This window comes from Butyrivibrio sp. INlla14 (genome assembly GCF_900102515.1).
GTDB lineage: Bacteria > Bacillota > Clostridia > Lachnospirales > Lachnospiraceae > Butyrivibrio.
In genome coordinates this window covers 16842-32130 of the sequence record NZ_FMVS01000018.1, presented here as the reverse complement: position 1 = coordinate 32130, position 15289 = coordinate 16842, and the positions used below count along the sequence as shown (strand labels likewise).

At 42.2% G+C, this 15289-nt stretch carries 12 protein-coding genes; 8 read left to right on the top strand and 4 right to left on the bottom strand.

Features of this window, described 5'->3' with window-relative positions:
- The first annotated feature begins 2 nt into the window (after window positions 1–2).
- The 3 genes from BLO53_RS12255 to BLO53_RS12245 all read left to right on the top strand — a co-directional run bounded on the left by BLO53_RS12255 (window position 3) and on the right by BLO53_RS12245 (window position 2295).
- A complete protein-coding gene (locus BLO53_RS12255) occupies window positions 3–641 on the top strand; it encodes a lactate utilization protein (RefSeq protein WP_092062055.1) in 639 nt (212 codons plus the stop codon).
- 68 nt (window positions 642–709) lie between these two features.
- On the top strand, window positions 710–1657 hold the full coding sequence (locus tag BLO53_RS12250) for a CPBP family intramembrane glutamic endopeptidase (RefSeq protein WP_092062051.1): 948 nt from the start codon (window positions 710–712) through the stop codon (window positions 1655–1657).
- Window positions 1645–2295, top strand: coding sequence for an HAD family hydrolase (locus tag BLO53_RS12245; RefSeq protein ID WP_092062048.1), 651 nt, complete (start codon window positions 1645–1647; stop codon window positions 2293–2295). The genes BLO53_RS12250 and BLO53_RS12245 overlap by 13 nt, the downstream gene beginning before the upstream one ends.
- Window positions 2296–2409: 114 nt before the next feature.
- On the opposite strand, the gene BLO53_RS12240 is transcribed toward BLO53_RS12245, so the two are convergent.
- From BLO53_RS12240 to murC, 4 genes are all read right to left on the bottom strand, one after another.
- Window positions 2410–3627: a ribose-phosphate pyrophosphokinase gene (locus BLO53_RS12240; RefSeq protein WP_026489954.1), complete on the bottom strand. Its 1218-nt coding sequence runs from the start codon at window positions 3625–3627 to the stop codon at window positions 2410–2412.
- On the bottom strand, window positions 3627–4610 hold the full coding sequence (locus BLO53_RS12235; protein ID WP_092062045.1) for an ATP-binding protein: 984 nt from the start codon (window positions 4608–4610) through the stop codon (window positions 3627–3629). The genes BLO53_RS12240 and BLO53_RS12235 overlap by 1 nt, the downstream gene beginning before the upstream one ends.
- 135 nt (window positions 4611–4745) lie before the next feature.
- Window positions 4746–5852: a DnaD domain protein gene (locus tag BLO53_RS12230; protein ID WP_051197271.1), complete on the bottom strand. Its 1107-nt coding sequence runs from the start codon at window positions 5850–5852 to the stop codon at window positions 4746–4748.
- Window positions 5853–6214: 362 nt separating this feature from the next.
- Window positions 6215–7609, bottom strand: coding sequence for a UDP-N-acetylmuramate--L-alanine ligase (gene murC / locus BLO53_RS12225; protein WP_092062042.1), 1395 nt, complete (start codon window positions 7607–7609; stop codon window positions 6215–6217).
- 210 nt (window positions 7610–7819) lie between these two features.
- On the opposite strand from murC, the gene BLO53_RS12220 reads away from it, so the two are divergent.
- The 5 genes from BLO53_RS12220 (at window position 7820) to mfd (ending at window position 15078) form a co-directional block, all read left to right on the top strand.
- Window positions 7820–9088 (top strand): glucose-1-phosphate adenylyltransferase, encoded by a 1269-nt coding sequence (locus BLO53_RS12220; RefSeq protein WP_092062039.1) that lies wholly within the window; start codon window positions 7820–7822, stop codon window positions 9086–9088.
- 1 nt (window position 9089) lies between these two features.
- Complete coding sequence (gene glgD / locus BLO53_RS12215; protein WP_026489949.1) at window positions 9090–10208, top strand: glucose-1-phosphate adenylyltransferase subunit GlgD; 1119 nt, start codon at window positions 9090–9092, stop codon at window positions 10206–10208.
- A gap of 57 nt (window positions 10209–10265) precedes the next feature.
- Window positions 10266–10556, top strand: coding sequence for a septation regulator SpoVG (gene spoVG / locus BLO53_RS12210; protein ID WP_026489948.1), 291 nt, complete (start codon window positions 10266–10268; stop codon window positions 10554–10556).
- Window positions 10557–10804: 248 nt separating this feature from the next.
- Entirely contained in the window at window positions 10805–11380 is a 576-nt protein-coding gene (gene pth / locus BLO53_RS12205; RefSeq protein WP_026489947.1) for an aminoacyl-tRNA hydrolase, read from the top strand.
- Window positions 11381–11496: 116 nt separating this feature from the next.
- Window positions 11497–15078, top strand: coding sequence for a transcription-repair coupling factor (mfd, locus tag BLO53_RS12200; protein WP_092062037.1), 3582 nt, complete (start codon window positions 11497–11499; stop codon window positions 15076–15078).
- Window positions 15079–15289: the final 211 nt, after the last annotated feature.

Sequence of the window (15289 nt, the reverse complement as noted above, 5' to 3'; positions counted from 1 at the left end):
CTATGAATGAGGCAATGGTAAAGAGAAATGAGTTACTGGCACAAAAGGTTATAAAGGGGCTTGAATCCAGAAATATGACTGGATATTATGCTGCAACCAAAGAGGAGGCGCTTAAGAAGGCACTTGAGATCATCCCAGAGGGCAGCAGCGTAACAATGGGCGGAACCATGAGCGCTCATGAAATCGGCCTTGTGGAAGCTATTAAAAATGGCAGTTATACATTTATCGACAGGGAGACTGCTAAAACTCCTGAGGAGAAGAGAGAAGCCATGCTAAAAGGCTATGATGCAGACTTCTTTTTATCTAGTGCTAATGCAATGACAGACGATGGTGTTATTGTAAACATTGATGGTAATTCAAACAGAGTATCCATGATAGCTCAAGGACCCAAGCATGTTCTTTTTATTGTCGGAATGAATAAGATATGCGGTGATATTGATGGTGCTATGAAAAGGGCCAGAAACGTAGCAGCACCAATAAATGCTCAGAGATTTGGTCTTAGCACCCCTTGCTCCAAGACTGGTGCTTGCATGAACTGCAAATCTCCAGATACAATATGCTGCCAGTTTCTGATAACTAGATTTTCCAGACACAAGGATAGAATACATGTAATCCTTGTTAACGATGATCTTGGATTCTAAATATTTTTTCAGGCGATTATGCCAAAAATATAAAATATAAAAGAAATGTATTTGTATGGAGGAGATTAATGAAAAGATATGCAACTTTTACAAGGGATATGGAGGGATATAAGTGGTTTAAGCCAATTCTGGTATTATTGCTTGCATTCTTTTTCCAGACCTGCGCGAGTGTGATACTAGCAGTGCTTTACTTTCTGATCAAAATCTGCAATGGAATAACTCTTTTGGATGCTATGGGTATAATCACAGGCGGATACGATACTATGGATGTTTATTCACCTGAAGGTGCGCTATATATGTTAGGCAGCATTGCGATGTTTATTCCAGCGATCTTGCTGGCATCATTAATAGTAAAGGATAGAAAGTTTTCCACATATGGAAGTGTTTGTCCAGGATTTGATATAAAGTTATTTGGGAAGATGCTTCTGGTTGGAATATTGCCGGTAGCTCTTCCATGCGCCTTATCTACTATCTATGGTGCAGATTATACTGGAGAGATAAAATTTACTGTATTAGGATTTATAGTTTGCACAGCATTGACGCTGTTTCAGTGTATGGCAGAAGAGTACGTGTTTAGAGGACTCATAATGCAGACCGTTGGAGGATGGACCAGAAATGCCATAATTGCAATAATCATACAGGCTGTTATCTTTGCGTCTGGCCACCCATATAGCATATACGGAGTAATTGAAGTATTCATAGCAGGGATTCTTTTGGGTACAGTAGCCCACATCACAGACGGCCTTGAGGCTTCAAGTGCAGCGCACTTTTTGAACAATATTACAATCTTTTGGCTTAATGGTTTTGGATTTCAGACTATTTCAACTGAAGTGGAGTTTATGTCTATCATCGAGTCTACATTTATAGATGGCCTCTTCCTGATCGTGGTAATAATCCTTATAAAGAAGGGAATTATTCCAAAGAGACAGGTGCAGGAGCAGATTCAGCCTGTAGAAGGGCCTGTTTTCAATGAAGTAAATAATTATGGGAACGAGGAACAAAATTGGGAAAAGTAGTAGATGCCTGTATATTTGACCTTGATGGAACACTGACAGATACTGAAAAATTCTACCAAAAGGCCTGGCCTTTGGCACTTGAGCATTTTGGTTACAAGTGCGAACCGTGGATGCCACTTGAACTGCGATCTCTAGGACGCCCTTTTGCTCCGCTTCAGTTTAAAAAGTGGTTTGGAGATGCCTTTGACTACAATGAAGTAAGAGAGTATAGGAAAGCCATAGTTGTAGATATGATAAAAGAGCAGGGGATCCCTCTTAAGCCGGGTGCGAAGGAAATCCTAGTATGGCTCCGGGAAAATGGCATTTTGACAGCTCTTGCAACAGCCAATGACTTTGAGAGAACAAAAGGGTATCTCACGCGCCTTGGCCTCTTTGATCATTTTGATAAGATAATCTGTGCAGATATGGTAAAAGAGGGAAAGCCTTCTCCTGACATATATTCCTATGCTTGTCAGCAACTGGGCCTTGAACCACAGCGATGCCTGGCAGTTGAGGACTCGCCAAATGGCGTGACCAGTGCATATCTTGCTGGATGTAAGGTTGTCATGGTCCCTGATCTTACTCAGCCAGACGAGGAACTTAGTAAGAAACTATACGCATGTGTCCCCTCGCTGGTGGATATTAAGACCTTATGCTAAAGCTATCAGCTATACAGAATATGATTAAATTAACTAAAAGATAAAAAGAAAAAGTGCATTGCAGTAGATAGTAAACACTTCTGCAATGCACTTATTTTACTATTTAAAATGTAATCAGTTGATTTTCTTCTCAGCTTCAAGAGATGCACGAAGCTCACCGCTCTTGTAACGCTCAATAATGTTATTGATACGTTCTACAGGATTTAAGAGATCGCTGATAGAAGCATCGTGGTTAAGTGTATCGATAAGGTAAGCGATATACTTACTCATATCGCAGCTAATGTACCATTCACGGGACAAAAGCTCTGGTGTCTGATAAATAAGGTTTGTTGTAAGAACCTTATCAATGAGGCCTTCCTCATAAGCCTTATCAAATTCCTCAAGTCCACTTGTAAACAGACCAAAGGTTGAGAAAGCATATATTCTGGCAGCCTTGCGCTCTTTAAGAGCTCTTGCAACATCAAGAAGAGATTCTCCTGATGAGATCATGTCGTCAACGATGATAACTGACTTGCCCTCAACACTTGTTCCAAGGAACTCATGTGAAACGATAGGGTTACGACCATCAACAACCTGTGTATAATCACGTCTCTTATAGAACATACCTACATCGAGACCAAGTACGCTGGCAAGATAGATAGCTCTTCCCATTCCGCCTTCATCTGGAGAGATGACCATCATATGGTCTGAATCAATCTGAAGATCCCAGACGTTACGGAGAAGTGCCTTGATAAACTGATATGTAGTGCGGACAGTTTCAAATCCATTAAGAGGAATAGCATTCTGAACACGTGGATCATGAGCATCGAAGGTAATGATATTATCAACACCCATGTTAACCAGTTCCTGAAGAGCAATAGCACAGTCAAGAGATTCTCTAGAGCTTCTCTTGTGCTGTCTTGATTCATAGAGGAAAGGCATGATAACAGTGATACGTCTTGCCTTACCACCGACAGCTGCGATTATTCTTTTTAGATCCTGGTAGTGATCATCAGGAGACATGTGATTCTCCTGACCAAAAAGAGAATAGGTCTGTGAATAGTTACATACATCAACAAGAAGATAGAGATCATCTCCACGAACAGAGGTCTTGATGACACCCTTGGCCTCACCAGTTCCAAATCTTGGAACCTCAGCATCCAGAATATAGGATGGTCTCTCATAGCCTGTAAATGCAAGGCTACCCTTGTGTTCGTTTTCTCTCTCAGCTCTCCACTTTACGAGATAGTAATCAACCTTTTCTGCCAGTGTCCTTACTCCCTTAAGGGGAATAATTCCAAGTGACCCAACAGGAATTGTCTCCAGATTACGTTTCTCTTCTCTCTTTGGCATTACTGCAAATCCTCACTTTCTTTTCTTGCAATCTTTTTTAATTTACGAATATCCTGACCGGATAACTTCAGAAGTTTGTAATTGCTGATTATTCTAGATGAAATACGGTCAGAGTAAATAGCCTGTAAGTCTTCAAGAGAAAGGTTTGTAGTTATGATAGTTGATTTCTTCCTGAGATCCCTTTCGTTCAGACAGGAGAAGAACTCAGATAACACAAAACTAGTTGGACGTTCCGTACCAAGGTCGTCGATTATAAGAAGTTCACAGTTATAAAGATCTTCATAAATACTGTGGAGCTCTTGCTTCGCCTTGTAGTCGAAGGCATATTCACCTAGCATGGTAAACAGCCCCAGGGAACTGAAATATATGACTGAATGACCTTTCTTGAGCAATTCATTGGCAATACATATTGAAAGGAACGTTTTGCCAGTACCCACTGTACCATAAAAAAATAAATTTTGGTAGTCAGAGTTGAAATTCTTAACAAAATCTTCACTGTTACGAACAGCACCCTGAAATTTTCTAAGATCTTCTCCAGAATAGTATTTGTCTGAAAGAAGCTTAAAGTTTGCAGATTTGGTAAGGGTTTTAAGATTTGATTTGTTGTAAAGAGATTCTACAATTTTCTGCTTGAAGCAGTGGCACTTTTCATTGCCAATATATCCTGTATCCTTGCAATCAGGGCAAGAATACCCCATATCAAGATAATCTGAAGAAAAACCGGCTTCAGTTAAAAGAGTAGTTTTCTGTCTGGAAAGCTCAGCCAGCTGATTTTTGAGAACTGAGCGGTCAAGCTTTTCGCCTGCAAGAAGCCTTTTACCAAAGGCTACACTGGCGGTTGCTACCTGGTCCTCTAGTTCCTTGTATCCAGGAACGCTTTCATATACATAACGTTGTCTGTCCTCAAGCTCCTGCCTGTGGAGAGAGCGCAGTTCTTCGTATTCATGCATTATTTCGTCATACTGAGCGTTTGTTAATGCCATGATATTCTCCCTTGCATAATTTTGCCCTGTACGTGTTTCGGGGAAGGCGTTTATAGACGCCGCCGCCAAACCAAAGTACAGGGCTGGGTTTTTGGATGCCTTTACCTGATTCCCCAATCAGATAAAAGAAGTGTATTAGTTGTCCAGAAGCTGCTTCTCAAGCTCAGTAAAATCATAAGTGTTCTGCTGGAATTGATTGAAGCGGTTCTGGGAACCGTTAGGACGAATATATGATTCGTCTAAGCGGGCTTTGATATCGATGGATGCTACGGAAGCCTTTGCCTTCTTTTTGCGAAGGTCAGCGGTGTGCTCTGCATCTAACCTGGCAATATCCTCCCTTGTCACTACTTTACTCTTATGCCAGGAGCGAAGAATGCCGTCGCAATACTTAAGGCGATTCTTCTGTGTAGCCATGACAGTGCGTTCGCAGGCTTCCATGATAATATCCATCGTAAATCCTAGCTCCCCACGCCACGAACTGATAACGGACCCTTCCGTTACAGTAGGTGCATTTTCCATACCCAGGGCCTTCATAACTGAAATGATATCCCCATCATGCTTGTAGCTTTCCGCACGAGCCTGTCTAGGCGTTTTGATGCCTTCCTGATTCCAGCTAATGGCAACCTTTTCCATGTATCTGAAATCAGATTTATGATTATCGACGCAGTACTGCATCAGATAGTCCAATAATTCATCACTAAATTTCAGCTCATCATGAATGTAGTATATAGTAGACATCTCTGATGGATTAAGAGGTCTGCCGTAGTACTGTTCAGCAACGTACATGATACCGCTTCCGGAATTCTCCTTGAAGCTCTTGAGCTGAGCAGCAGTGTAATTTGGCTTACCTGGTGCCACTTCAGAGTTGTCAGACACACTAGGCCTTACAGAAGGAAGCGCTCTGATCACGCTGTCTTCCCTTCTTCTGCCAAGACTCTTGTGTGATGTTATCTCTTCCATATGTATGCTGGTAAGATTCTGGTCTTGATCATATACGAGACTGATGAGACCCTTCTTCTCCCAGTATTTAAGGGCGCGAATAACGTCCTTCTCTGTATGATTGAATTTATCAGCAAGATCTGGAACACTTGTTGGTAAATTCGAAGCCATCATACGCAGTAAAAACAAGTAAATCTTGAGCTGCGCATCGTTTGCATCTTGCATGTATTCATCAATGAAAATGTTGGAAACATAAGTAGAATCCTCCCCCATATTTTGACTGATAGTTACCTTCCCCATCATATTTCTGTTCACCTCTTACAATATTGATATGTTCTGAGGTATAAATTACGTTGATCCTCCGCCAAACGTAAAACAAGCTTTTTTCACCTGAACTCCCTTGAACAATTGAAATTATAGCATGGCATTTTTTTAAATGATATTGGAAAAAGTGATGAAGAAATTGAGCACCTGTGGGCAGTCTGAGAGATTAGACTCAATTGTGGACAATGTGGATAACGTGGATTATTTATTACGACAGAAATAAAAAACAGCCATCCCATCAGCCCTTCCTCCAAAAATATGGAAGTGGAAAATGGGTGGCTGTTATCCACCGAAATCGATTGAATATTTTGACCTGTCCACGGTGGAAATGTGGATAAGTGTTATTTGCCTAGGAGTTCGTCGCCTATTTTCACAACATCACCGGCACCCATGGTTATCAACAAATCTCCTTTTGTGCAATTTTGCAAAAGGTATTTTTCTATTTCACTAAAATTTTCAACAGTTGGAAAATAATTACACTCGTGACCTAATGCGACAATCTTGTCTCTTAAGGTTCTGGAGCTGATTCCCAGGTTATCTTTCTCTCTGGCAGCGTAAATATCAGCAAGTACAACATGATCAGCAAGGGAAAGAGCCTGTGCAAACTCATCTAAAAGGGCCTTGGTCCTTGTATATGTGTGTGGCTGGAATACGCACCATATCTTATTATGTGGATAGTTCTGTGCTGCTGTAAGAGTTGCCTTTATCTCAGTCGGATGATGGGCGTAGTCATCGATTATAGTAACTCCGCCTATTTCACCCTTATACTCAAAGCGCCTGCTGGTGCCGCCAAACATTGAAAGTGCAGATACGATGTGCTCTTTGTCAATGCCAAGGATGTTGGCAACAGCTATAGAAGCAAGAGCATTGTAAACATTGTGGATACCAGGCACAGCCAGAGTGACATTTAAAGTTTCGCCTCCAGGCATATGTGCTACAAATGAAGGATTGCCCTGAGCATCATAGGTGATATCAGTTGGATAGTAATCAAAATTATCTGCTGAGCCGTAGGTGATTATGCTACAGCTAAGACCATCTGTGATCTCGGAAACATTGTCGATATCGCCGTTGATCACAAGGCTTCCATCCGCTGGAAGGAGCTGTGCAAACTTTCTAAAGGAATGTCTGATGTCATCGAGATCCTTGAAGAAATCAAGATGATCTGCATCTATATTAGAAATAACACTGATCTTAGGGAAGAAACTAAGGAAACTGTTAGTGTACTCGCAGGCCTCAGTAACAAAATATTCAGACCTGCCAACTCTTATATTGCCGCCTATATCCTTGAAAATACCGCCAATTGAAAGCGTTGGATCTGTGTCTGCCTCAAGAAGGATCTTGGACAGCATGGAAGTTGTTGTTGTCTTGCCATGAGTTCCAGCAATTGCTACAGGAAGGTCATATTCCTTCATGATCTGGCCCAGGAGCTCAGCTCTTGTGAGCATTGGGATGCCGGCCTCTTTTACAGCTACAAACTCTGGATTGTCAGGGTGTACAGCTGCTGTGTATACAACCACATCGATTGGCCCTGCAGCTGCGATATTCTCGGCCTTCTGTCCGTAGAAAATCTTGACTCCACGTGACTCTAAAGCTCTTGTCATTTCAGATTCCTTATTATCTGAACCTGAGACCTTAAAATTCTCTTCTATCAAAATCTGGGCAAGACCGCTCATTGATATTCCGCCTATGCCCATAAAATATACGTGTACAGGTTTTTTAAAATCTATCTGATACATGAAAATCCTCGATTCTAAGTATGATTCTACTTATAATTAATATCTCTTTTACCGGATTATATTCTAGCACTTATTTAGTCATTGTCAAAAAAGATAAAATAAACTAAATATAAATTTAAAAAAACACAAAATCACATCATTAATGCACATTATTTATGCTATACTTTTATATAGGGAAAAAAAGCGATTTTAGCAGCAATGAGGTGGAACATGATAAAAAAAGAAATGATCGCAATGCTTTTGGCAGGGGGCCAAGGCAGCAGACTAGGCGTGCTGACAGCCAAGATGGCTAAGCCAGCCGTGTCGTTCGGGGGTAAGTACAGAATAATCGATTTCCCTCTGAGCAATTGTATTAATTCTGGAGTGGATACTGTCGGAGTTCTTACGCAGTACAGACCACTTCGTCTAAACTCTCATATTGGCATAGGTATTCCGTGGGACCTTGACCGTAACTTCGGTGGTGTAACTGTTTTACCACCTTACGAAAAGAGCTCCAATAGTGAATGGTATACCGGTACCGCCAATGCAATTTACCAGAACTTAGAATATATGGAGAATTATAATCCTGATTATGTATTGATCCTTTCAGGTGATCATATTTATAAGATGGATTATGAGACAATGCTCGACTTCCATAAGTCAAGCGGCGCGGATGCTACAATTGCCGTTATGCCGGTTCCGATGGAAGAGGCCAGCAGATTCGGTATCATGATCACTGATCAGAACAAGAGGATCATTGATTTCGAAGAAAAGCCAGAGCACCCACGCAGCAATCTTGCTTCTATGGGTATCTACATCTTCTCCTGGAAGGCGCTCAAGGAAGCCCTTATAAAGAATAAAGATCAGGCAGGCCTTGATTTTGGTAAGCATATCATTCCTTACTGCAAGGAGCAGGGACAGGCACTTTATGCTTACGAATTCGATGGCTATTGGAAGGATGTTGGAACCCTGACATCTTATTGGGAAGCCAACATGGAACTTATCGATATTGTTCCAGAGTTTAACCTCTATGAGGAATACTGGAAGATATATACTGCAAGTGACGTTCAGCCTCCTCAGTATCTCGGCCCGGACAGCGCAATTGAGCGCAGCATCGTAGGTGAGGGATGCGAGATTTACGGCAAGGTTTATAACTCCGTTATTGGACCTGGCGTCAAGATTGGTAAGGACACAGTTGTCAGCCACTCTATCATCATGAATGAGACAGAGATTGGTGAGGGCTGCAATATTGAAAAGGCAATCATAGCTGAGAAGGCCAGAATTGGTAACAGAGTAACTCTTGGTGCCTTCGAGGAAAAAGAAAATGAGACCAAGCCCAGTATTTATTGTGAAGGTCTCTGCACTATCGGTGAGAAATCAGTTATTCCAGATGACGTAAAGGTCGGCAAGAATACAATGATTTCCGGCAACACTACCAAGGAAGATTACCCAGGTGGAATCCTTGATAGCGGCAGAACATTAGATAAGGCAGGTGATTGACATGAGGGCGATAGGCATAATTTTAGCAGGCGGTAGCAGTAGCAGAATGCAGGAACTTTCCAAGCGCAGAGCAGTATGTGCTATGCCAGTGGCTGGTTTTTACAGGAGTATCGATTTTGCTCTTAGTAACATGACCAACTCTCACATTCAGACAGTTGCCGTATTCACACAGTACAATGCAGGAAGCCTTAACACACACCTTAGTTCCTCCAAGTGGTGGGATTTCGGACGTAAGCAGGGCGGCTTGTACGTATTTACTCCAGCAGTTAAGGCATCAGGAAACCTCTGGTACAGAGGAACAGCGGATGCCATTGCACAGAATCTTGAATTCTTAAGAAGCTGTCACGAACCATACGTGATCATTACTTCAGGAGACTGTGTATACAAGATGGATTACGCCAAGCTTCTTGAATACCATATTCAGAAGCAGGCAGATATCACAGTGGTATGTAAGGACATGCCAGCCAGCATTGATACAGAGAGATTCGGAACTATCCGCATGAATGAGGAGAGCAGGATCGAGGAATTCGAAGAGAAGCCTGTTGTATCAAGGTCCAATACAATTTCATGTGGTATCTATGTTATCAGAAGACGTCAGCTCATCGAACTGATCGAAAGAGCTGAGGCAGAAGAGAGATATGATTTCGTTAGAGATATTCTTGTAAGATACAAGGATATGAAACGAATCTATGGCTACAAGATCAAAGAGTACTGGAACAACATCGCATCAGTAGAAGATTACTACAGAACCAACATGGACTTCTTAAAGCCTGAGGTACGTAATTACTTCTTCCGCGATTATCCAGGAATCTACACCAAGGTAGTAGATCTTCCGCCAGCTAAATATAACGTGGGGGTAAACGTTAAAAACAGTCTTATTTCCAGTGGATGCATCATCAACGGAACCGTAGAGGATTCCCTGGTGTTCAAGGGGGCGTTCATAGGAAATAACTGTTACATCAAAAATTCTATAATACTTAATGATGTGTACATCGGGGACAATTCACACATTGAGAACTGCATTGTTGAGAGCCATGGAACAATCCAGGCAAACTCTTATTATAAAGAGGAAAACGGCATCAAGGTAGTCGTTGAGAACAATGAAAGATATGTATTATGATAAACTCATAGCAACACTGACAACTTTAGTCTAACTAACCAAGAGGGGGTTACAACTATGAAGATTACAGATGTTAGAGTAAGAAAAGTCACCAAGCAGGGCAAGATGCGCGCAGTAGTTTCAGTTACTTTTGACAACGAATTCGTTGTTCATGACATCAAGGTGATTGAAGGCGAGAGAGGCTTGTTTATCGCAATGCCTTCCAAGAAGTCAACTGATGGAGAGTACAGAGACATAGCACATCCTATCAATTCTGATATGAGAAAAGTCCTTCAGGACACCATATTGGAAGCTTATGATAAGGCTGCAGACGAGGTTGCCGAGGGGGATTCGGCAGTCGTAGAATAATACAAAATTAAATTTAATAAAATTATTATCAAGGGGGCTTAGATTTCTAGGCTCCCTTGTGTTATTATGTACTTTAACAAATAATACGCAGGGGCATATTAAACGGTTCCTGCGCATATGTGCGTGCGCAAAAATATGACTCGAAAAAGAGTATTAAGTCATGACATTAAGAAATTGTGGGGAATGGTAACATGTTACAGCTATTAAGAAAATTGTTTGTAAAAGAGAAAGAAGAGGAAACAGGAAAGATGTACGTTATTGCGGGACTAGGTAACCCGGAAAAGAAATACTTTGGAACAAGACATAATGTGGGCTTTGCGGTAGTAGATGCCCTGGCAGATAAATACGGAATTGAGTTTACAGAGACTAAGTTCAAGGCAGCCTATGGAAAAGGCAGAATAGGAGCTGACAGAGTTATCCTTGTTAAACCCCTTACCTATATGAATCTTAGCGGAGAGGCCATAAGACCTATTTGCGACTACTTCAAGATAGATTCCAAGGAAGAACTCATTGTTATATCAGATGATGTTGAGCTCGATGCTGGAAACATCAGAGTGCGTCCTAAGGGAAGTGCAGGTGGTCACAACGGCCTTAAGAACATCATAGCCCAGCTTGGACACAGCGAATTTAACCGCGTTCGCGTTGGCGTTGGCAAAAAGCCCAAGGAATGGGACATGGTAGATTGGGTTCTTGGCCACTTTGAAGGCGAAGATGCTGTTAACATCAAGGAAGGAATAGACAGAGCAATCCTTGCTGTTGAGGAGATAATGACTGCAGGTGTGGATTCTGCCATGAACAAGTACAACACCAAAAAGAAGGACTGAAGACAGAAGCAATATATTATATGCATGTTAAATAGAAGTGGCTACGAGTGACAGCGTATATATTGATATTGTTACAGATAGCTTGATATGTGTGTTTGTGGTTATATAGGAGAAATATGAGAGCGATACAAACTCCCTTACATGAATTAAGTCAATTTGAAGAAATAAATAAATATCTTGAAAAGCCCTTTGCCTGCGCAGAGGTTACAGGATGCGTGGACTCCCAGAAGCTCCATTTTATTGACAGTCTTGGAGCAGAGTTTAAGTACAGAATAATAGTTACCTACTCAGACCTTAGGGCAAAAGAGATATATGAGGACTACAAGTTTTACGACAGGAATGTCACAGTATATCCTGCAAAAGACCTTATCTTTTACCAGGCTGATGTTCATAGTAACGAGATAGTAAGGCAGCGTATCCGCACCATGAGGCGTCTCCTGGAGGGAAGGCCAGTTACTGTTGTCACAACCTTTGCAGCTCTTATGGCACCTCAGATAAAACCTGAGATCATAAGGGACAATATCCTTGCAATAGACAAGCACAAGCCAATTGATGAGATTGAGATAGCAAAAAGACTCACTACCATGGGATATATCAGGAATTACCAGGTTGAAGGCCCAGGTGAATTCTCAGTTCGTGGTGATATTGTGGATGTCTTTGACCTTACTGAGGAAAACCCTATCCGTATCGAGCTCTGGGGAGATGAAATCCAGTCTATCAGAAGCTTTGACATATTATCCCAGAGATCGCTTGAGAAACTGGAGTCTGTTGAAATATATCCTGCATCTGAGATCATTCTGGACGACAAGCTCCTGGAAGAAGGAATGGACAGGATCCAGGAGGATACAGATAAAAGAGTTACGTCACTTCGCGCCGAGTTCAAGACCAAGGAGGCGCATCAGCTAAAGACTCAGACAGAGGAACTAAGGGAGCAGCTCTTTGAACTAAAATCCCTTGTAAACCTTGAGAGTTACATCAAATATTTTTACCCGGATACTGTAACCATGCAGGAAATGTTCCCTAAGGGAAGAAGCTGCATCTTCATCGATGAGCCGCAGCGTGTTCAGGAGCATGCCTGGGCTGTGGAAACCGAGTTTAAAGAGAGCATGACCCACAGGGCTGAGAAGGGATATATCCTTCCTGGGCAGATGGATCTTTTGTACTCTATTGATAACTGTATCGCCAGAATGGAAAATGGCAGACGAGTTCTGATATCTGGCCTTCAGATGCCAAAGTCACAGAATCTATTTGCTCCGGAAAAAAGCTGGGACATCAGGGCAAGGAGTATTGCGCCCTATAATAACAGCTTTGAATCCCTTGTGTCTGACCTTAAGAAATATGTCAAGGAAGGCTACAGAGTCCTGATCTTGTCAGGATCCCGTACCAGAGCGAAAAGAATTGTTGATGACCTTAGGGATAATCTTGTTACAGCCTTCTATAGTGAAGATCCGGGAAGAGTATTAAAACCAGGCGAGATTATGACCTATTACGGCAGGATTTTAAAAGGTTTTGAGTATCCTGAGATCAAGTTTGCCGTAATTGCAGAGAGTGACATCTTTACTGAGCATGTCAAAAAGCGCAAAAAGAAGAAAAAGAGTGAGTTTCAGGGCGAGAAGATATCGAGCTTTTCAGATCTTAAGATTGGAGACTACGTTGTCCATGAAGATCATGGCCTTGGAATCTATCGCGGAATAGAGAAGATTGAAACTGACCATGTAGTCAGAGATTACATAAAGATTGAGTACGGGGATGGAGGAAATCTCTACGTTCTGGCAACAGGACTTGGAGTTATCCAAAAGTATGCCTCTGGTGGAGACGATTCAGAGGTTACGCATAAGCCCAAGCTCAATAAGCTTGGCAGTGTTGAGTGGAGTCATACCAAGAATAAGGTCAAGGCAGCAGTTGAAGAGGTTGCGCAGGATCTTGTTGAACTCTATGCTAAGCGCCAGCAGGCTAAGGGACACCAGTTCAGCTCTGATACTGTGTGGCAGCAGGAGTTTGAGGATGCCTTTCCTTATCAGGAAACAGAGGATCAGCTTAATGCCATCGAAGATACCAAGCGTGATATGGAATCTTCTATTATCATGGACAGGCTTGTCTGCGGCGATGTAGGCTTTGGAAAAACAGAAATTGCCATCAGAGCAGCATTTAAGGCAGTTCAGGATGGCAAGCAGGTTGCAGTTTTGGTGCCTACAACAATTCTTGCTCAGCAGCACTACAATACCTTCTCACAGAGGATGCGTGATTTCCCTGTAAGAGTTGATCTTATGTCTAGATTCAGGACACCTGCTGAGATGAAGAAAACTGTGACAGACCTTAAGAAAGGTCTTGTGGATATTGTTATAGGAACCCACAGACTTCTCTCCAAGGATGTTCAGTATAAAGACTTAGGACTTCTTATCGTAGATGAGGAGCAGCGCTTTGGCGTAACTCATAAGGAAAAACTTAAGACTCTCAAGGAAAACATAGATGTTCTGACACTTTCTGCAACACCTATTCCGAGAACTCTTCATATGTCGCTTGTTGGCATCAGAGAGATGAGTGTTCTTGAGGAAGCTCCCAATGACAGAATGCCTATCCAGACCTATGTCATGGAGTACAACGATGAGCTTGTCCGTGAAGCTATTGTAAGAGAGCTTGCAAGAAACGGTCAGGTTTACTATGTATATAACAGAGTCAATACTATAGCTGACGTGGCGGCTCAGATACAGAAGCTGGTGCCAGAGGCCAACGTTGCCTTTGCTCATGGACAGATGAAGGAATCTGAGCTTGAGCGGATCATGTATGACTTCATTGACGGAACTATAGATGTTCTGGTTTCAACTACAATTATTGAGACGGGGCTTGATATTCCAAACGTCAACACAATGATCATTCATGATTCAGACAAGATGGGACTTTCACAGCTCTATCAGCTAAGGGGCCGTGTAGGACGATCCAATAGGACAGCCTATGCCTTCCTTATGTACAAGAAGGATAAGATGCTCAAAGAGGTTGCAGAAAAGCGACTTTCTGCAATCAGAGAGTTTACTGATCTAGGTAGCGGCTTTAAGATTGCTATGAGAGATCTTGAGATCAGAGGAGCAGGAAGCCTTCTGGGCCGCAAGCAGTCAGGACACATGCAGGCTGTAGGCTATGACCTGTATTGCAAGATGCTGGGAGAGGCAGTGAGACGCAAAAAGAATGATGAGTCTGTGGCGGATGGAGATTACCTTCTGGATGACATCAATACCAGTATTGACCTCGATGTCAGTGCTTTCATTCCAGATAACTATATATTAAACGAAGAGCAGAAGCTTGAAATATACAAGAGAATTGCAAGCCTTGAGAATCAGGGCGAGTGCGATGATATGAAGGATGAACTTATAGATAGATTCGGCGAAGTTCCTGAGACCGCCATAAACCTTCTTCGCATATCACTACTCCGCACAAGAGCTCATGCCCTCTATATTCCAGAAATCAAGGGCGGCAATGGCAAGATTGAAATCAAGGTTAATCCTAATGCCAAGATTGACTCCGGCAAGATTCCTGGCTTTGTTGCCAGCTACAAGGGCAAGATGACATTCCACGCAGCCGGCGTCCCTGTCTTTGTCTATACTTACGACAAGGACAAGAACCCTGCCAAGGCAGAGCAAAAGCTTCTTGAGGACACTGAGGCCATCATCGAGAAGATGCATGACATTTGGGCAGCAGAGTGATGCAAGAAAAAGAAAAAAAGAAGTTTTGCATCACGGAGGCCAGTAAAAATCATGCAAAAGAAACAAAAAACAAGAATTTGCATGATAGGCATGCGGTAGAGTGATGCAAGAAAAAGAAAAAAGAAGATTTGCATCACGGAGGCCAGTAAGAATCATGCAAAAGAAACAAAAAGCAAGAATTTGCATGATAGGCATGCGGTAGAATGATGCA